Source organism: Pseudomonas mucidolens, from assembly GCF_900106045.1.
Taxonomy (GTDB): domain Bacteria; phylum Pseudomonadota; class Gammaproteobacteria; order Pseudomonadales; family Pseudomonadaceae; genus Aquipseudomonas; species Aquipseudomonas mucidolens.
This window is the reverse complement of the sequence record NZ_LT629802.1, coordinates 3860638-3879884: the sequence shown is the minus strand read 5'-3', so window position 1 is coordinate 3879884 and position 19247 is coordinate 3860638. Positions and strand designations below refer to the sequence as shown.

Here is a 19247-nt window from a genome sequence, read left to right as displayed (position 1 = left end):
GCGCCGCACCGGGTAGGGAGCGCGCCTGACGCCGCCACCGGGTTGGGTGGCTGCGCAAAAACAGGCAAGGATTATTCCTGAATCGACGAAATATGCCGGCGACACTGGTCGGTTGGTCCGGCGCTTGAAAAAGACAGCTGTAAGTGCGTTAAATAGGATTCAAGCTCACGCGTTTATAGGGATGTATCGCCACCTGATGCCCGTTATTACTGATCCGCTTGTTGGTTCCATGCTCAGCGGCGTACCCGGCTCGGAGGAACTGTTTCCGATCCGCGAAGTGTCAAAATTGACAGGTATCAATCCGGTCACTTTGCGAGCATGGGAGCGACGCTATGGTTTGATTCAACCCGTGCGCACCGAAAGCGGGCATCGACTGTACTCGCGGGAAGATATCGACACCGTGCACCGTATTCTCGATTGGATCGAACGGGGCGTCGCGGTCAGCAAAGTCGGCAAGATGCTCGCGCGTGACGACGCCCAGGCGGCGTTACTGCGCAACGTGAGTGAAGGTAATGCACAGCACGAAAGCACTGACTGGCAGCGGCAACTGCAACAGGCGATAGGCGCGTTCGATGATCGGCAGTTGGATCGCCTATATGGCCAGATCTTCGCCACCTACCCTGCATCGGTGGCCTTGCAAGACATCCTGATGCCTCTCTGGCTTCAGTTGCTGCGCCATCAAGGGCATTTCGGGCAAGCCAGTGAGTGGTTATTTTTCGACAGCTTTTTGCGCAATCGGATCTCGCAGCGCCTGCAACTGGCCCAGGTTTCCCACAAACCACGGATTTTGTTGTCGGCCATCGCCGGAGAGTGCCGTGAACTGGAGCTGTTGGTGGCCGCAGTATTGATGAGCGGTGACGAGTTGGCGGTTCGCGTCCTGAGCATGGGGCAACCCTTCAATGAGTTAACGCTGATCTGCGAAAAGAGCCGGCCTCAGGCGTTGGTGGTGTTTTCCAATCATTCGCCGACTGCCGAATTGCCACGCCGGTTGACGCGACTTGCGTTGACCCTGGATTGTCCAATACTGCTGGCGGGTGATGTCTCGGACATGGTCGGCTCGCAACTGGCGGGCACGTCCATTGGCTGCCTGGGTAACGAAGGGCATTTGATGCAGCGACGTTTGCAACAGTTTATCCAGGGAACCCTCGATACCTGATATCAGGCATGCACTTCGGGGTGGGCGAGGCGATGTTGCTGCAGGATGAACTGGCGCAGGCGTTCGGTTTCGTCCACGTCCCCTTGGCTCAAATGGTAGGCAAACATACCTCGGGTCGTTTCGCGTTCGAGGGTGCCACGTACTGCAATTCGCTCATAACCCGAAGGACTGAACCACAGGCAAAAGGTCTTGGGTGGATTGCTTCGACCGCGAACTTCCACCAGTGCGCCCTTGAACGAAATCTCATGGACAAATAGTGAGCCGGGTTGGCCCTTGATGTTTTCCAGGGCGACCGGTTCTTCAAGCACCAGGCGCCAAGGGCGGATCATTGGCCCGTCTTCGAAAATGCTCGGCACGCCCAGGCGCAGGTGTAGGGCATGGAATTCGTCTTCCACCAATTGCAATGGAAAGGTCATTTGCTGATTGTCGAATTGTGCCTGGATGGTCACGTGCTCATGCGCCGCCAAGCGGGTGAGCAGATCACGGATCTGCGCACCGCCGTTGACCGTCAGGCTCGACGAAACGTCGCGCGCATTCAGTTGCGGGTTATGGTGCATGGTCTGGATGAAGTCCAGTTCGTCCTGCGTCAAAAGCGCGTCGCGTTGCATTGATGTGGCTCAGGGAAAGGCGGGCAGAAGGCAATTATTACTATACAGACCCGGTATTCTAAAGTTTGTTAGAACCGCTCGTCGCCTGCAGTGTATTCAGTTCGGCCTGGAGCTGAGCCACTTGGGCTTCCAACTGGGTGATGCGCTGCTGGGCCTTGACCTGCGCCGTGACATCTTTTTGCACCCCGACAAAATATGTCTGTTTATCGGCCGGGTTATAAACCGTCGATAATGACAACTCATTCCAGAAGTGCGTGCCATCCTTGCGGTAGTTGCGCAGGATCTCCCGGCAACTGCCAGCATTGTCCAACGCTTGGCGAATGGCGTTCAGCGCCGGCTGGTCACGGTCGCCCGACTGCAGGAAGCGGCAGTCCTGGTAAAGAATATCGTCCAGGTGGTAGCCGGTCAGGCGCTCAAAGGCCGGATTCACATAAATCAGCGGCTTGTCCTTGCCTTCCCGCTCGGCGACTACAATCCCTTCGTTGGTGGCGTTGATCACCATTTGCATCAGCTTGGCGTTGATCATCGAGCAGTCCATGGCGTGTTTCTGGATCTGGCAGTGTAAGACAAGTCGGTGATCTGTCCACAGACCAACAGGGGATGTTGCGACCGGATCCCTGAAAGCGATGGCGGCAGCTGTTAATATCCCGGGCTTTCACTCAACTACAGGATGAGATTGATGAAAGTCGCCATTCTTTCCGGCTCGGTGTACGGCACGGCTGAAGAAGTCGCCCGGCATGCCGCTGCTATCCTCAACGACGCCGGTCTTGATGCATGGCACAACCCTCGGGCAACCCTGGCCGAAATTCAGGCCTTTGCCCCCGAAGCTTTCCTGGCCGTGACGTCGACCACCGGCATGGGTGAGTTGCCGGACAGCCTAATGCCGCTGTATTCGACGATTCGCGATCAACTGCCCGCAGCCTGGCGCGGTTTGCCGGGGGCGGTTATCGGCCTGGGCGATGCCAGCTACGGTGATACTTTTTGCGCGGGCGGCGAGCAAATGCGTGAGTTGTTTGGCGAGTTGGGTGTGCGCGAAGTGCTGCCGATGCTACGCCTGGATGCCAGCGAAAGCGTGACCCCGGAAAGCGACGCAGAACCTTGGCTGGCCGAGTTGGTTACCGCGCTGCGTGCCTGATCGCAGTGTGGCGAGGTGGCGCCTTGATTGGCGCCATTTCGCTGAGGGCGCTTAGACTAATCCGAACTATGCTGAAGGTTGACCCGCTCGGTCATAAAGCTGGCTGCCAACGCAACTCCTGCGTCCTCAAGGTCTGACTAGACTGACTCTTTAGCCGAGAAAATAATAACAACACCACGCCATCGAGGTCATTGCCGTGAGCCCAGCCCCCGTTCAATCGCCACCGAGTGTAAAAGATCAAGTCAGCGCTGCCGAATGGCAAACCCGTATCGACCTGGCGGCCTGTTATCGCCTGGTGGCCATGCATGGCTGGGATGACCTGATTTTCACCCATATTTCGGCCAAGGTGCCGGGCACCGAAGATTTCCTGATCAATCCGTACGGGCTGATGTTTCACGAAATCACCGCCTCCAGCCTGGTCAAGGTCGATCAGGCCGGCAACAAACTGATGGACAGCCCCTACGAGATCAATCCGGCGGGCTACACCATCCACAGTGCAGTGCATGAGGTGCGACACGACGTGGTGTGCGTGTTGCACACGCATACTGCCGCCGGCGTGGCCGTTTCCGCGCAGAAACAAGGTGTGTTGCCGATCAGTCAGCAATCGCTGTTTGTGCTGTCCAGCCTGGCTTATCACGCCTACGAAGGTGTGGCGCTGAGCCACGACGAAAAAGCCCGCTTGCAAGCTGACCTGGGTGAAAAGAACTTTTTGATGCTACACAACCACGGTCCTTTGACCTGTGGCGGGACTATCGCTGATACGTTCCTGATGATGTTCACCTTCCAGCGCGCCTGTGACATCCAGGTACTGGCACACAATGGCGGGACCGAGTTGATCGCCATCGAGCCACAGGTTCTCGCGGGAGCCAAGGCGATGCTTGCAGGCGTCACCAAGAGCGCACAGGGTATGGGAGGTGCACTGGCCTGGCCGGCGTTGTTGCGCAAGCTCGACCAACAAAACCCGGGATACCAACTTTGATGCCATTGGCCGAGATTCCCCTGAGTGCCTGGCGCACGCGTGGGCAGAGTTTTGTTTTTCGCGGGCAGGCTATTCGTTATTGGGTCGCCGGACAGGGCGAGCCATTGTTGTTGATTCACGGTTTTCCCAGCGCCAGTTGGGACTGGCATTACCTTTGGCAACCGCTGGCCCAGCGCAACCGGGTGATCGCCTGCGACATGTTGGGTTTTGGTGATTCGGCCAAGCCCCTGGATCACACTTACTGCCTGCTGGAGCAGGCGGATTTACACCAGGCGTTGCTGGAACACCTGCGAGTGCATGGGAAGGTGCATGTCCTGGCTCACGACTATGGCGACAGCGTCGCTCAGGAACTGCTTGCGCGACACTATGAAGGCCGGTTCAAGATGGCCAGTTGTGTATTTCTCAACGGTGGTCTGTTTCCCGAGACCCACCGTGTGGCGCTGGCGCAGAAACTGTTGCTCAGCCCTGTGGGCTGGATGGTCGGGCGGGCCTTTGGGCGCAATACCCTGGCCGACACGTTCAGGCAGATTTTCGGCCCCGACACTCGCCCCAGCGAAAGTGCCCTGGATGATTTCTGGAGCCTGATCGCAAATAACGACGGCCAGCGTATTCTGCACAAGCTGATTGCCTACATTCCCCAACGCCGTCAGCAGCGAGAACGCTGGGTCACCGCCATGCGACGTGGCGAGTTGCCGTTGCGGGTGATCGATGGCGAAGTGGACCCGATTTCGGGTGCCCACATGGTCGAGCGCTACCGCGAGCTGGTGCCGGACGCCGACACCGTACTGCTGAGCAATATTGGCCATTACCCGCAGATCGAGGCGCCGGTACAGGTGCTCAAGCATTACCTGGCGTTTCGCGAACGCATTACGCAGGCATCGACACAACTCACCTGTACCTGACAATCATCCCCCTGCCTTATCGCGCACCATTCAGCCTCGCCCGTATTTATTGTGACCAGAAGCCCGGTGCCTGACACTCGACTCATCGTCCACTGTTGTCGCTGGAGTTCCGTATGAGTGAGTCTGTACAGTTCCAAGATAAGGTCGTGATCGTTACCGGTGCGGGTGGTGGATTGGGGCGTGCACATGCGCTGCTGTTCGCCCGGCACGGGGCCAAGGTCCTGGTCAACGATCTGGGTGGTTCAACCCAGGGCGAGGGCGCGAACGCCTCGGCGGCAGACCGCGTGGTCGCCGAGATTCGTGAGGCCGGTGGGATTGCCGAGGCCAACCACGACTCAGTCACCGAGGGCGAAAAGATCGTGCAGCATGCCCTCGACGCTTTTGGGCGCATCGACGTGGTGGTCAACAATGCCGGGATCCTGCGGGACAAGACGTTCCACAAAATGGACGATGGTGACTGGGATCTGGTTTACCGGGTACATGTCGAGGGCGCTTATAAAGTCACCCGTGCCGCCTGGCCCCATCTGCGCGAGCAAGGCTATGGCCGCGTGATTTTCACCGCGTCCACCTCAGGCATTTACGGCAATTTCGGCCAGTCCAACTACGGCATGGCCAAGCTGGGTTTGTATGGCCTGACCCGGACGCTGGCGTTAGAAGGCCGCAAGAACAACATCCTGGTCAACGCCATCGCACCGACGGGCGGCACGCGGATGACCGAAGGCCTGATCCCGCCGCAAGTTTTCGAGCGGCTCAAGCCGGAGTTGGTCAGTCCGCTGGTGGTGTACCTGGGCAGTGAAGCGTGTCAGGAAACCAGCGGTTTGTTCGAAGTGGGTGGCGGTTGGATCGGCAAAACCCGCTGGGAACGCAGTTTGGGGGTGGGGTTCAACCCTGAACCCGGGTTTTCGCCGGAGGATGTGGCGGCCCACTGGGAACAGATCTGTGACTTTGAAGGGGCGGCCCATCCCAAAGACAACATCGAAGCGCTGAAGGAAATGATGGACAACCTGCAGAAATACAGCCTTTGATCGTTGCATAAATATACTTTAATCACGCCGGAGCGCCACGGCTGATACCGCCTTTTGTGTAGGAGCGAGCTTGCTCGCGAAAAACGGCAACGATAACGCGTGTATTCAGGATAAACGCGGCGCCTTAGAGTGCTTCGCGAGCAAGAGCTAGGCGCCCCCTCGCTCCAACAAAGCTCAGCATCAGGCGCTACGGCGCCGCGTTTTGTTTCAGGCATAAAAAAGGCCGCTGCATAAGCAGCGGCCGAAGCAAGACGTTGGATCAAGGAGCTACAAATCAACGTCAGTGAACACCGGTACTGGACTGACAAGTACGGATCAATCCATTCAAAACTGGCTTTCCTTCCCGAGTGGAAGCGGACGGTTTGTCCTGAAAGTCCGGTAAGAATAGTCCTCGCTACCCAAATGAAAAATACTCTTTCCTGACATTGACTGTTACTGAATCTGCAACAGTCATTGGGCTGACACTGTTGTTTCATCCATCCTCCTGATGACCCTTTATCCATCCGGTCGATGCCGTCGGTAGAACCCCGACCAGAGCGTCCTGTAATCCTTTCGAGCGACAAAGCGAATACCTCCTTGGTGCGCTTATCGCTCCTGATCCCGGGCAGTAGGGTGGGGCCTTCTGTCACATCACCGGGGAAGACGCATGACAAAAACAACAATGCGCGCCATCTTCAGGCCACAGGCGCTGGCTGCTGCGGTTGCGTTGGGATGCTGCGCACAGGCGCAGGCTGTTTCGTTCAATATCGGCGAGATCGAAGGGCAATTCGATTCGTCACTGTCGGTAGGTGCCAGCTGGGGCATGCGTGATGCCGGCAGCAAGTTGGTGGGCACCGTCAATGGTGGCAGCGGCCAGGCTTCTACCGGAGATGATGGACGTCAGAACTTCAAGAAAGGCGAGACCTTTTCGAAGATCTTCAAGGGGCTGCATGACCTTGAACTCAAGTACGGCGACACCGGTGTCTTCGTCCGTGGCAAGTACTGGTACGACTTCGAGCTCAAGGATGAAAACCGCGAGTTCAAGCAGATCAGCGATCACAACCGCAAAGAGGGCTTCAAGTCCAGCGGTGCGCAGATCCTCGATGCCTTCGTCTATCACAACTACTCCCTGGGCGGCCTGCCGGGCACCGTGCGCGGCGGTAAGCAGGTGGTCAGTTGGGGCGAAAGTACCTTCATCGGCAACTCCATCAACAGCATCAACCCCGTCGATGTTTCGGCCTTTCGCCGTCCGGGCGCCGAGATCAAGGAGGGGCTGATCCCGGTCAATATGCTCTTTGCTTCACAGGGGTTGACCAACCAACTGACGGTGGAAGGGTTCTACCAGTTGGAGTGGGACCAGACTGTGCTGGATAACTGCGGCACCTTCTTTGGGGGTGACGTGGCCGCGGATGGCTGCACCGACAACTACACCGTCGGCAGCCCGGCGATCAGTCCTTTGCAACCGGTGGCCGCCGCGTTTGGCCAGGGTTTTGGCGTGACCGATGAAGGCGTGATCGTGCGCCGCGCCGGCGACCGCGATGCGCGGGATTCCGGGCAGTTTGGCATGGCGTTGCGCTGGTTGGGTGACGATACCGAATACGGCCTGTACTTCATGAACTACCACAGCCGTACACCGACCGTGGGCACCATTACCGCCAACACCAACCTGGCGACGATTGGCGGCATCATCAACGCGGCCAATGGGATTGCGCCGGGCTCCGGCGCCGGGCTGGCCCAGAGCGTCATGCTTGGGCGGGGTCAGTACTACCTTGAATATCCGGAAGACATTCGCCTGTACGGCGCCAGCTTTGCCACGACCTTGCCCACTGGCACTGCCTGGACCGGGGAAATCAGCTATCGCCCCAACGCACCTGTGCAACTCAACACCACGGACCTGACGCTGGCGCTGCTCAACCCGATTGCCGGCAACGCCGCTTCGCCGATCAGCAGCTCATTCGGCGCCGACAACACTGGCTACCGTCGTAAGGAAATCACGCAGTTCCAAACCACCATGACCCAGTTCTTCGATCAGGTCCTGGGCGCCGAACGCCTGACCCTGGTGGGTGAGGCAGCCATCGTGCGGGTCGGCGGGCTGGAGGCGAAGACCAAACTGCGCTACGGCCGCGATTCGGTCTACGGCCAATACGGTTTTGGTGGAGACACCGACGGCTTCGTGACTGCCACTTCCTGGGGGTATCGCGCCAGGGCCATCCTCGATTACAGCAACGTGATAGCCGGGATCAACCTCAAGCCCAACCTGTCCTGGTCCCATGACGTCAAGGGTTATGGCCCCAACGGTCTGTTCAACGAAGGCGCCAAGGCCCTCAGCGTCGGTGTCGATGCGGACTACCGCAACACCTACACCGCGAGCCTGAGCTACACCGACTTTTTCGGGGGGGACTACAACACCCTGACCGACCGTGACTTTCTCGCCCTCAGCTTCGGCGTGAACTTCTGATTTGGCTTAAAGAAGGACAAGAAATTATGCGTAAGATGATTTTGCAGTGCGGCGTGCTGGCCTTCAGCCTGTTGGCTGCCAACGTGATGGCCGCGGTGTCACCGGAAGAAGCCGCCAAGCTGGGTACCAGCCTGACGCCGGTGGGCGCCGAGATGGCCGGTAACGCGGATGGCTCGATTCCGGCCTGGACCGGAGGCATCCCGAAAAACGCCGGCGCGGTAGACAGCAAGGGCTTTCTGGCCGATCCGTTCGCCACTGAAAAACCGCTGTTCGTGATCACCGCCGCCACCGTCGATCAGTACAAGGACAAGCTGTCCGACGGTCAGGTCGCGATGTTCAAGCGTTATCCCGAAACCTACAAGATTCCGGTGTATCCGACCCATCGCACGGTCAATCTGCCGGAGGACATCTATGAATCGATCAAGCGCAGCGCGCTGAACGTCAAGTCGATCAACGATGGCAACGGCCTGGAGAACTTCACCGGCAACCGTTACTACGCTTTTCCGATTCCGAAAAACGGTGTCGAAGTGTTGTGGAACCACATCACCCGTTACCACGGCGGCAACCTGCGACGCATCATTACCCAGGCTACCCCGCAGACCAACGGCAGCTACACGCCGATCCGGTTTGAAGAGGAAGTGGCGGTGCCGCAACTGATCCCGGACATGGACCCGGCCAAGGGTGCCAACGTGCTGACCTTCTTCAAGCAATCGGTAACGGCGCCGGCGCGCCTGGCGGGCAACGTGCTGCTGGTGCATGAAACCCTCGATCAGGTGAAAGAGCCACGTCTGGCCTGGATCTACAACGCCGGCCAGCGTCGGGTACGCCGTGCGCCGCAAGTTGCCTACGACGGGCCGGGTACCGCTTCGGACGGTCTGCGCACCTCGGACAACTTCGATATGTTCTCCGGTGCGCCAGATCGTTACGATTGGAAACTGGTGGGCAAGAAGGAAATGTACATCCCCTACAACAGCTACAAGCTCGATTCGCCGTCCCTCAAATACGACGACATCATCAAGGCCGGGCACATCAATCAGGACCTGACCCGCTACGAGCTGCACCGGGTCTGGGAAGTCGTCGGCACGGTCAAGCCCAGCGAGCGGCATATCTACGCCAAGCGCCATATGTACATCGACGAAGACAGCTGGCAGGTCGCGCTGGTGGACCACTATGACGGCCGCGGTCAACTGTGGCGCGTCGCCGAGGGGCATGCGCAGTTCTACTACAACCACCAGACACCGGCCTACACCGTCGAAACGCTGTACGACATCATCGCCGGCCGCTACCTCGCCCTCGGCATGAAAAACGAGGAGAAAAGCAGCTTTGTGTTCGGCTTTGATGCTAGGGCAGCGGACTACACACCTGCCGCGTTGCGCACCTCGGGCGTGCGCTGAGACTGGAGGTCGGACATTTGCGGTTCAGTTAAGCAAGTGAAGCGCCTGATTCCGCTTTTGTGGCGAGGGGGCTTGTCCCCCGTTGGGCTGCGCAGCAGCCCCGATAATGACAAGTGCGGTGCTTCAGGTACTCCTCGGCGCCTGGATTTGGGGCTGCTGCGCAGCCCAACGGGGGACAAGCCCCCTCGCCACAAGCGCTTTTTCAGGCCTTTCAGATCTCCCGCCGGGCGCCTTTTGGCGCCCGGCTTTTTTATGTCGATCAATCAGCCCGCTGAATACTTCTTCAACAACCGGCCACCACAGGACTACGGTAGGCCGCAGGCCGGATAAAAATAATAAAGGGACGCTGTAATGACCGCCATGACCCGTTGTCTGGATCGTCCTGGATTCATGCCACGTTTGTCTTCCCATCATCTGTCGCGCCCGCGCCTGAGCGAGCCACTGCTGACGGCCGAGGCGCGGGTGAAATTACTCTGCGCGCCGGCCGGCAGCGGCAAGAGCGCGTTGCTGGCCGAATGTGCATTGCAGGCGCCGGCCAGTGTCCAGGTCTATTGGTTGCCCCTGAATGGGATCGCCCTCGACCCCATCGAATTTTGTCAGCGCCTGGCCCAAAGCCTGGGCCTGGTGTTTGTCGATGAGAGCACGTTGGCAGTGGACCTGAGCCGCTGGCAGTCTGCGGCCTGGCTGTTTCTCGATGATTATTGCCGGGTTCCTGCGCCCGCACTGGATGCTTTGCTGGATCGCCTACTGGTGGCCAGCAGCCCTGCGCTGACCTGGTGGCTGGGCGCGCGGCGCCGGCCGGCCTGCAACTGGCCGCGGTTGCTGCTCGATGATGAGTTGTGGGAATGCACTGGCGCGGAACTGGCCTTTGACCGAGATGAAGTCCAGTTGCTCATCAGCCACCACGCGAATGCCGGGCAAACCGCTGACAAGGTGCTGCAGTTCAGCGCGGGCTGGTGCGCCGGCGTGCGTGTAGCCCTGCTGGAGGGTGATCATCCACCGGATAGCTGCGCCTGGCATGGACGATCCCAGACGCTGCTCGATTATCTGCAACACGAATTGTTCAGCACTTTGCCTGAAGAGCTGGAGGAGGCCTGGCGCGTGCTGGCGCACTTGCCACGGTTCAATCCGGCATTGTGTGAGCACCTGTTCGGATGTGGCGACGGCGTCAATCACCTGCGCAATTTGCAGGCGTTGGGTGCGTTTATCGAGCCGTGGGAAGACTCGCCGGACTGGTTGCAGGTGTTCGCGCCCTTGGCCCAACTGCTGCGGGACGAACCCTGGCCGGCCAAGCGCTCCTGGCATCGGCGCGCCTGCCAATGGTTCACCGCCGCAGAGGACTGGCAGGCCGCTTTTGAACAGGCGTTGCTGGCGCAGGAATACGAAATGGCGGTCAGCTTGTTGCAACACTTCAGTTTTGAGGATCTGTTCCGCCAGCAAAATGCGGTGCTGTTGTTGCGCTTGCATGAACAGCATGGTGATGAACTGATGCTCGGGTCGGCGCAACTGGTGGGTCTGGTCACGGCCGCCTTGTTGTTCGCCGGGCGCTTCGATCGGGCGGCGCAATGTATCAACCAGTTGGCGCGTTTCACCCCACAACCCTCGGCGTCCTTGCAACGTCATTTGCTGGCGCGTTGGCAGGCGCAATGGGGTTGGTTGTTGCATCTGGATGGTGAAGCGACACGCGCCCGCGAGCACTTTCTCGAAGCCCTGGAGGATTTGCCGGACAGCGCCTGGACATCGCGCCTGATGTGCTTGTCCGGGTTGACCCAGCAAGCGCTGTTACGCGGCGAACTGGATGTCGCCCAAGCGCTGAATCGCCAGGCGCTGTGCCTGGCACGCGCGCATGGCTCACTGCTGCTCGAAGCCGTGCTTGAACTGGATCACGCGCAATTGCTGGAACAGCGTGGCGCACCGCATCGGGCCCAGAGTCTGTTGGAAAATGTTCAGGCAATGCTGGGGCAGCAACACCTCAAGGTGGGTCCATTGATAGGCCGGATCACCCTGCGGCGTGGGCATCTGGCCTTGCGTCAAGGGCAGGATGAACGGGCCGCTCAATGCCTCGCATCAGGTTTGCAGATCTGTCAGCAGAGCCAGGACAAACGTGCGCTTTATGGCTTCCTCGGGCTCGCGATGCTGGCGGCCAACCAGGGTGATTACGCCCAGGCGTTTATCCAGTTGCGTGATGCCGAACGTCTGATGCAGCAGCGACAAGTACCCGACACCGTGTACCGGGCGGTATTGCTGTTGCTCAGTGGGCATTTCTGGCTGCAGCAAGGGCGCGCCGAACTGACCCTGGAGGCGGTCAGTCGGGTGCTGCGCCACTTTCAAGGACCGAACGCCAAGCAGGCGCCGCCCGCTACCTTGGAGCTGATCCCCAGGCTGGAATACCTGTTGGTGCTGGCCCAGGTAAAACTGCGCTGCGCCGATCAACCCATCGCCCGGCTCGCGACCCTGCTGGAGGCCGCCCGCCTGCGCGGTATGCAATGCCTGGAAGTGGAGTTGCATCTGGTCTTGGGGGAGGTGGCCTGGCAACAGGGCGATCGAGCCCTGGCGGTGCGCTCATTGCAAGCCGGCCTGGAACTGGCGGGGCGGTGTCAGGTGCAGCAGGCGATTCGCGAACTGCGCTTGCGCCAGCCGGGTTTGTTGAGCGAATTGGGGTTGGAGCCCCAGGAGCAGGTGGCGGTGATGGGAGATAATCCCCTCAGCCAACGCGAGCTGGAGGTGCTGCAACTGATTGCGTTGGGTAACTCCAACCTGGAAATCGCCGACCAGTTGTTCATCTCTCTGCACACGGTGAAAACCCATGCGCGCAGGATTCACAGCAAGTTGGGGGTGGAGCGGCGGACCCAGGCCGTGGCCAAGGCCAAGACGCTGGGTTTGATGGGCTAAGGTTGGTAGCCCATGCGCCAACTCACCGCTTGGCTTGCGGCCAACAGCTGCCTGGCCGCCGGCCCGTCTTCATCGGCGTGGAATAACGAGGTTGGCCCAACCACCGTCAGCACCGCCGCCACATGCCCCATGGCGTTGAACACCGGGGCCGACAATGCATCGACCCCAGGCATCAGCAAACCATGCACAAAGTGCAGGCCGCGCTGGCGAATCTGTTCGCAGGTTTGCGCGTAAGCCTGATCGTCCGCCAGCGTATGCGCGCTGCCGGCCTGGATCTCCTGGTCGCGCAACGCCACGGTTTCCCGAGGCGCCAGGAACGCGCTGAATACCAGCCCAGTGGAAGAGCTGAGCAGTGGCAGCACCGAGCCCAATTGTGTGACCACGGTGACTGCGCGCACGGCCGGTTCGATATGCACTACGGTCGGGCCCTGGTTGCCCCATACCGCCAGAAAGCAGGTTTCATTCAACTCGTCGCGCAACTCCGCCAGCGGCAGGGCGGCGACTTTCAGCACGTCCATGCTGCCCAGCGCGGCGAGCCCCACGCGCAAGGCTTCGCGACCCAGGCCGTAATGGTTGGTGGCGGCGTTCTGTTCGGCAAAGCCCGAGGCAATCAACGCCTGCAAATAGCGATGGACCTTACTGGCGGGCATCTGCACATGTTCGGCAAGGCGCGACAGGGATGTGGCGGGCGACAGTTCGGCCAAGGCCTTGAGGATGTCGGTGCCGACCTCGGCCGAGCGGACTTTCTGTTTACCGGTGTCGCGGGTAGCGAGCGGCTTTTCCATGGAGGGCATGTATCTCAGGGACGAATGGCGGTCTTTATAGCTTGACGCTCGATACCAATCAAATTACGTTATGCGTAATTGGATTACGATAAAAATAACGACAGCCTGCGCAGGCATCTTCAAGAGGGCGGCGCGGTGCTGTTCACTCCACTTGAGGAGGCGTCATGTCCCTTGATTCCTTGGCCTACCAATCGGGCTTTGGTAATGAGTTCGCCAGCGAGGCCTTGCCCGGCGCCTTGCCTGTCGGCCAGAACTCGCCGCAAAAAAACCCTTACGGGCTGTACACCGAATTGTTCTCCGGCACCGCCTTCACCATGCTCCGCAGCGAGGCGCGACGCACCTGGTTGTACCGCATTCAGCCGTCGGCCAATCATCCGCCATTCGTCAAACTTGAGCGGCAACTGGCCGGCGGCCCATTGGGGGCCGTGACGCCCAATCGCCTGCGCTGGAACCCGCTGCAGATTCCCGCGGAAGCGACCGACTTTATCGACGGCCTGGTCGGCATGGTCGCCAACACCGGCTCGGAAACCCCCACCGGCATCAGCATCTATCATTACCGCGCCAACCGTTCCATGGAGCGGGTGTTCTTTAATGCCGACGGCGAGTTGTTGATCGTTCCCGAACAAGGCCGTTTGCGCATCGTCACTGAGCTGGGTGTGCTTGACGTCGAACCGCTGGAAATCGTGGTCGTGCCACGGGGCATGAAATTTCGCGTCGAGTTGCTGGACGGCGAGGCGCGCGGCTATGTCGCCGAAAACCATGGCGCATCGCTGCGCCTGCCGGACCTGGGACCGATCGGCAGCAATGGCCTGGCCAACCCGCGGGACTTCCTCACGCCCGTGGCGCACTACGAAGACCTGTCGCAGCCGACGCCGTTGGTGCAGAAATTTCTCGGTGAACTCTGGGGTTGCACGCTGGACCATTCGCCGCTGAACGTCGTGGCCTGGCACGGCAACAATGTGCCTTACAAGTACGATTTGCGTCGTTTCAACACCATTGGCACGGTGAGTTTCGACCACCCGGACCCTTCGATCTTCACCGTGTTGACCTCGCCCACCAGCGTCCACGGTTTGGCCAACCTCGACTTTGTGATCTTCCCGCCGCGCTGGATGGTCGCCGAGAACACCTTCCGGCCACCGTGGTTCCATCGCAACCTGATGAACGAATACATGGGCCTGATCCAGGGTGCCTACGACGCCAAGGCTGAAGGCTTCCTGCCGGGCGGCGCGTCACTGCACAGTTGCATGAGCGCCCACGGCCCGGATGGCGAGACCTGTACCAAGGCGATCGCTGTCGACCTCGCGCCCCACAAAATCGAGAACACCATGGCTTTCATGTTCGAGACCAGCCAAGTGCTGCGTCCGACCCAATACGCCCTGGAGTGCTCGCAGTTGCAAAGCAATTACGACGCTTGCTGGTCCTCGTTGCCGGCAACCTTCAATCCGAATCGGAGATAACCATGACTCAGTCCACCATCACCCGCAGTTGGGTGGCCTCCGCCAATGGTCACGCGGATTTCCCTCTGCAAAACCTGCCGCTCGGCGTGTTCAGCCTCGACGGTTCGGCGCCACGCTGTGGCGTGGCCATCGGTGAGCATATCCTTGACCTGCAGGCCGCCCGGGACTTCTTTGACGGCGAAGCGCGCCGCGCCGTCGACGCGACGGCCAGCGGCCAGTTGAATGAGTTTTTCGAGCTGGGGCGCGGCCCTCGAGTGGCCTTGCGCGAACGCCTGCTTGAATTGCTGGGCGAAGGCAGCAACCTGCAGGACCCACTGCAAGCACTGGGCGCCAAGGTGCTACCGCTGGCTGCTGACTGCCAGATGCACATGCCGGCGAAAATCAACGATTACACTGACTTTTACGTCGGCATCGAGCATGCGCAAAACGTCGGCAAACTGTTCCGCCCAGACAACCCATTGCTGCCTAACTACAAGTACGTGCCGATCGGCTATCACGGCCGTGCATCGACAATCCGCCTGTCTGGCACCGAGGTGCGTCGGCCCAAGGGCCAAACCCTGCCCGCTGGACAGACCGAGCCCACGTTCGGCCCGTGTGCGCGACTCGATTACGAGCTGGAGCTGGGCATCTGGATCGGCCAGGGCAATGCCATGGGCGATTCGATTGCCATTGGCGATGCTGCCGATCACATTGCCGGTTTCTGCCTGCTCAACGATTGGTCGGCGCGCGATATCCAGGCGTGGGAATACCAGCCGCTGGGGCCGTTCCTGTCGAAAAGCTTCATCACCAGCATTTCGCCGTGGGTGGTGACGGCCGAAGCCCTGGAACCCTTTCGCAAGGCACAACCGGCGCGTCCTGAAGGCGATCCACAACCGCTGTCTTACTTGCTGGACACACGCGATCAAGCGGGCGGAGCGTTTGACATTGAACTGGAGGTATTGCTGAGCACCGCCTCGATGCGTGAGCAGAACCTGCCGGCCCATCGCCTGACCTTGAGCAACACTCGGCATATGTACTGGACCGTCGCGCAAATGGTTGCGCACCACAGCGTCAACGGCTGCCAGTTGCAGGCCGGTGATCTGTTCGGTTCGGGCACCTTGTCAGGGCCGCAGGCCGGGCAGTTCGGCAGCCTGCTGGAAATCACCGAAGGCGGTAAAAAGCCGATTGAACTGGCCTCAGGCGAGGTACGCAAGTTCCTCGAAGACGGCGACGAAATCATCCTGCGCGCCCGTTGCAGCCGCGACGGTTTTGCTTCCATCGGTTTCGGCGAATGCCGCGGCGCCGTGGTCGCGGCACGCTAACCAGGGGCAAGGGCATGCAACTCTATACTTACTACCGCTCCACTGCGTCCTATCGGGTCCGGATCGCCCTGGCGCTCAAGGGCCTGGACTTCACCGCTGTGCCGATCAACCTGTTGGTGCCGGCCGGCGGTGCCAATCGCCAGCCGGAATATCTGGCGATCAACCCGCAAGGCCGTGTTCCAGCGTTGCGCACGAATGACGGCGAGCTATTGATTCAGTCGCCGGCGATCATCGAATACCTGGACGAACGTTATCCACAGCCACCGCTGCTCTCCAAAGACTTCGTGGCCCGTGCACATGAACGGGCTGTGGCGTCGATCATCGGTTGTGACGTTCATCCGTTGCACAATTCGAGTACGCAGAACCTGTTGCGCCAGTGGGGGCATGACGAAACGCAACTGCTGGAATGGATCGGGCACTGGATCAGTCAGGGGTTGGGCGCGGTGGAGCAGTTGATCGGCGATCAAGGGTTTTGCTTTGGCGAGCTCCCGGGGCTGGCCGATGCGTTTCTGATTCCGCAGGTGTATGCGGCCGAGCGCTTCAAGGTGTCGTTGGATGCCTACCCACGGATTCAGCGAGTGGCCGCTTTGGCGGCACAGCACCCAGCGTTTGTCCAGGCTCATCCGGCGAATCAGCCAGATACTCCCTGACATGTTGTACGCAACCGTCTTTCATAGAGGCGGGAACACCATAAAAACAAAACAGGTTCCTTGCGATGCACAATCAGATTGCGAGCTTTCGCGCGGCACTCGATACCCGTCCGGTGTCGCGCTATCAGTGGTTGATTCTTTTGTTGTTGGCATTGTTGTTGGTGACGGACGGCTATGACGCCCAAGTCCTAGGCTATGTAGTGCCAGCATTGGCAGCGGATTGGGGCCTGGAAAAAGCCGCATTCGGGCCCGTGTTCAGCGCCAACCTGTTGGGGCTGACTTTGGGTTCGCTGGCTGTGACGCCATTGGCTGATCGCTTTGGTGTACGGCGCATCCTTCTGGCCTGTGTACTGATCTATGCCAGCCTTACAGTCCTGATGGTGTTCGCCAATTCCCTGGAGACGCTGATGGCGGCGCGTTTTATTTGCGGCATCGGCATGGGAGGCGCGATGCCCAGTGCCATGGCTCTGATGTCGGAGTATTCACCACCGCGCCTGCGCACCTTGATGGTGACGCTGGCCGCGTGCGGTTTTTCCTTCGGAGGGGCCGCGGGTGGGTTTGTCGCCGCCGGATTTATCGACAGTTTTGGCTGGCAGGCGGTATTTCTCGCAGGCGGCGTGACGCCGTTGCTGCTGTTTCCATTTCTGGTGTGGTGGCTGCCGGAGTCGTTGCCGCGTTTGCTGCGGGATGCTCCGCCGTATACGCGCCTGCAAAAAGTCACCGCGCGGATGCTGCCGGACTGGCAAGCCCCTTTGGCGAGTGAGGAGCAGAATCGTCAAGAGCAGGGCAGCAAACTGCCGGTAGTGGAATTGTTCCGTCACGGTTACGCACGTCCAACCTTGCTGATTTGGTCGACGTTTTTTGTCAGTTTGATCTTGCTGTATTTCATGATCAGTTGGCTCCCCTCGCTGCTGCTGGAAAGTGGCCTGGGCTTGAACGAAGCCAATCTGCTGACTTCAATGTTCCTATTCGCTGGCACCTTGGGCGCCATCGGTATGGCATGGTTTGCCGATCGCCTGAAAAGCAAGGTTCGACTGCTCTCCGGGATACTTGCAGCGGCGGCGCTGTGCACGATTCTGTTGGGCCTTAATCACGATAACCCGCGCTACCTGGTGGCTTTTGTGTTTGCTGCCGGCTTCTGCATCATTGGTGGGCAATTGACCCTCAACGCGTTCGCCAGCAATTTTTACCCGGCCCATGTGCGCGCTACGGGGACAGGCTGGGCGCTTGGCGTCGGGCGTTTTGGCTCGATCCTGGGGCCGCTGTTCGGCAGCATGTTGCTGGCGATGCATGTGCCGGTGCAGCAGATCTTCTTTTTCTGCGCGATTCCTGCGGTGGTGGCAGCGTTGTTGATCATTCAGGTCCGTGCGCCCGAGGATGCACTAACAACGCCCAGCCGTGATCAAGCGCAGTCCCCAGTCGGTGGCTAAGGTGCCGTCGTTTTGCCGAAGGACGGCGACTCCCGCCAGGTTGGCAAAAGCTGCCCTGGTGGTGCCTGGCAGGCGCTGATGGAGATCTTCGAGATAACGTTCGGCGAGCGCAGGGGCATGACAATCTCGTCCATGGAGGCGCTCCAGCTTACGCCAAGGGGCTCAGTGCACCACTGAATTGGGCGGCAGATGGCCTAGCCGCTCAGTCAGGCGCAAGCGTTGGACCGGGTCTTCGCTGAGCATCAGCGCATGTTCAAGATCGAAGCGCTCGGCATTCGGGCAGTCCAGGTGCTTATACAGGCTGGCCCGCGCCAGGTAGTCGGCGGCGCTGGCATTTCCCAGTTCCAGCACCCGCTCGGCGTCCACCAGGGCAGCGAGGTGGTTGTCGTTGGATAAGTGCAGCTGACGCAGGTTACGTGACAGTCGTTGCAGGATAAGCCTGGGCTCGGCGGTGTGCAGGTGATCGGCTTGCAGCTTGAGGTTGGGGCCGTATTGGCGTTGTAGCAGCTCACGGCAGTCATTGGGGTACAGGCGCCGACCGCCGCACGGGTCAAGCAGATGATCGGCGCCGCTCACCCGCAGCAGGAAGTGCCCCGGAAAGTTGACGCCGACCATCGGAATGTTCAGGCGTTGCGCCAGCTCCAGTGCAATCAGCGCCAAGGCCAACGGCTGTCCGCGCCGGCGTTGCAAAACCTTGTCCAGTAGGGCGGCGGCGGGGCGCAACGGGGTGAAGTCATCCTGAGCGAAACCCAGGTCGTTCATCCGTCGCAGCAGCGGTTGTCCCAGTTCATCGGGGGCAAGCAAGGGCATGTCCAGGCTGATTTGTTGTCGCAGCACGTTGATGTCGGCCAGCAGCTTATGCGGCTCGACGGCCGGATCATGCTCGGCAGCTATCCACAGCGCGGCTTCGAACAGTGCGGGCGGGGAGCAATCCAGACAGGCGAAAAAGGCTTGGCGGGGATTCATTGGGTTCTCCGGCAGATGCCTCGTTTTAGCCTTACTGCGAGTATTCGTCCAGTGCCTGGGGTCGCGACCTCTTTGTTTATGTCGCAAACCCTGCAAAACCGGCTGGCTTATTCCTGCGTGTTTCGGCAGG

17 protein-coding genes are annotated in these 19247 nt (G+C 59.9%); 12 read left to right on the top strand and 5 right to left on the bottom strand.

What is annotated here, in order from left to right; genetic code table 11:
- The first annotated feature begins 196 nt into the window (after positions 1-196).
- The gene (locus BLU75_RS17950; protein WP_090221636.1) at positions 197-1156 is read left to right on the top strand and encodes a MerR family transcriptional regulator; all 960 of its coding nucleotides are present in this window, start codon (positions 197-199) and stop codon (positions 1154-1156) included.
- A gap of 2 nt (positions 1157-1158) precedes the next feature.
- Here BLU75_RS17950 and BLU75_RS17945 read toward each other — a convergent pair whose 3' ends face one another.
- Both BLU75_RS17945 and BLU75_RS17940 read right to left on the bottom strand, forming a co-directional pair.
- Positions 1159-1764 (bottom strand): hypothetical protein, encoded by a 606-nt coding sequence (locus tag BLU75_RS17945; RefSeq protein WP_084379362.1) that lies wholly within the window; start codon positions 1762-1764, stop codon positions 1159-1161.
- 58 nt (positions 1765-1822) lie between these two features.
- Complete coding sequence (locus BLU75_RS17940) at positions 1823-2290, bottom strand: PAS domain S-box protein (RefSeq protein ID WP_084379363.1); 468 nt, start codon at positions 2288-2290, stop codon at positions 1823-1825.
- A 153-nt stretch (positions 2291-2443) separates the two neighbouring features.
- Between BLU75_RS17940 and BLU75_RS17935 the strand changes: the two genes are divergently transcribed.
- The 7 genes from BLU75_RS17935 (at position 2444) to BLU75_RS17905 (ending at position 12528) form a co-directional block, all read left to right on the top strand.
- Positions 2444-2899: a flavodoxin gene (locus BLU75_RS17935; RefSeq protein ID WP_084379364.1), complete on the top strand. Its 456-nt coding sequence runs from the start codon at positions 2444-2446 to the stop codon at positions 2897-2899.
- A gap of 196 nt (positions 2900-3095) precedes the next feature.
- Positions 3096-3878, top strand: a complete 783-nt coding sequence (locus BLU75_RS17930; protein ID WP_084379365.1) for a class II aldolase/adducin family protein — start codon at positions 3096-3098, stop codon at positions 3876-3878.
- Positions 3878-4780, top strand: coding sequence for an alpha/beta fold hydrolase (locus tag BLU75_RS17925; protein WP_084379366.1), 903 nt, complete (start codon positions 3878-3880; stop codon positions 4778-4780). The genes BLU75_RS17930 and BLU75_RS17925 overlap by 1 nt, the downstream gene beginning before the upstream one ends.
- A 113-nt stretch (positions 4781-4893) precedes the next feature.
- Positions 4894-5805 carry an SDR family oxidoreductase gene (locus BLU75_RS17920; RefSeq protein WP_084379367.1) on the top strand — a complete coding sequence of 304 codons (912 nt, stop codon included), beginning with the start codon at positions 4894-4896 and terminating at the stop codon, positions 5803-5805.
- Between the two features lie 646 nt (positions 5806-6451).
- The gene (locus tag BLU75_RS17915; RefSeq protein ID WP_090221520.1) at positions 6452-8242 is read left to right on the top strand and encodes a DUF1302 domain-containing protein; all 1791 of its coding nucleotides are present in this window, start codon (positions 6452-6454) and stop codon (positions 8240-8242) included.
- Between the two features lie 26 nt (positions 8243-8268).
- Complete coding sequence (locus tag BLU75_RS17910) at positions 8269-9636, top strand: DUF1329 domain-containing protein (protein ID WP_090221519.1); 1368 nt, start codon at positions 8269-8271, stop codon at positions 9634-9636.
- Between the two features lie 351 nt (positions 9637-9987).
- Positions 9988-12528 carry a LuxR C-terminal-related transcriptional regulator gene (locus BLU75_RS17905; RefSeq protein WP_084379903.1) on the top strand — a complete coding sequence of 847 codons (2541 nt, stop codon included), beginning with the start codon at positions 9988-9990 and terminating at the stop codon, positions 12526-12528.
- Here BLU75_RS17905 and BLU75_RS17900 read toward each other — a convergent pair.
- On the bottom strand, positions 12525-13313 hold the full coding sequence (locus BLU75_RS17900) for an IclR family transcriptional regulator (protein WP_084379904.1): 789 nt from the start codon (positions 13311-13313) through the stop codon (positions 12525-12527). The genes BLU75_RS17905 and BLU75_RS17900 overlap by 4 nt on opposite strands.
- Positions 13314-13477: 164 nt before the next feature.
- Here BLU75_RS17900 and hmgA point away from each other — a divergent pair, with 164 nt between their 5' ends.
- The 4 genes from hmgA (at position 13478) to BLU75_RS17880 (ending at position 18151) form a co-directional block, all read left to right on the top strand.
- Positions 13478-14770 carry a homogentisate 1,2-dioxygenase gene (hmgA, locus tag BLU75_RS17895; protein WP_084379905.1) on the top strand — a complete coding sequence of 431 codons (1293 nt, stop codon included), beginning with the start codon at positions 13478-13480 and terminating at the stop codon, positions 14768-14770.
- A 2-nt stretch (positions 14771-14772) separates the two neighbouring features.
- The gene (fahA, locus tag BLU75_RS17890) at positions 14773-16071 is read left to right on the top strand and encodes a fumarylacetoacetase (protein ID WP_084379907.1); all 1299 of its coding nucleotides are present in this window, start codon (positions 14773-14775) and stop codon (positions 16069-16071) included.
- Positions 16072-16085: 14 nt separating this feature from the next.
- Positions 16086-16721 carry a maleylacetoacetate isomerase gene (maiA, locus tag BLU75_RS17885; protein WP_084379908.1) on the top strand — a complete coding sequence of 212 codons (636 nt, stop codon included), beginning with the start codon at positions 16086-16088 and terminating at the stop codon, positions 16719-16721.
- Positions 16722-16786: 65 nt separating this feature from the next.
- Complete coding sequence (locus BLU75_RS17880) at positions 16787-18151, top strand: MFS transporter (RefSeq protein WP_084379910.1); 1365 nt, start codon at positions 16787-16789, stop codon at positions 18149-18151.
- Here BLU75_RS17880 and BLU75_RS27325 read toward each other — a convergent pair.
- Complete coding sequence (locus BLU75_RS27325) at positions 18148-18285, bottom strand: hypothetical protein (RefSeq protein ID WP_157720783.1); 138 nt, start codon at positions 18283-18285, stop codon at positions 18148-18150. The genes BLU75_RS17880 and BLU75_RS27325 overlap by 4 nt on opposite strands.
- Positions 18286-18313: 28 nt before the next feature.
- On the bottom strand, positions 18314-19117 hold the full coding sequence (locus tag BLU75_RS17875; RefSeq protein WP_084379912.1) for a SirB1 family protein: 804 nt from the start codon (positions 19115-19117) through the stop codon (positions 18314-18316).
- Positions 19118-19247 lie beyond the last annotated feature (130 nt).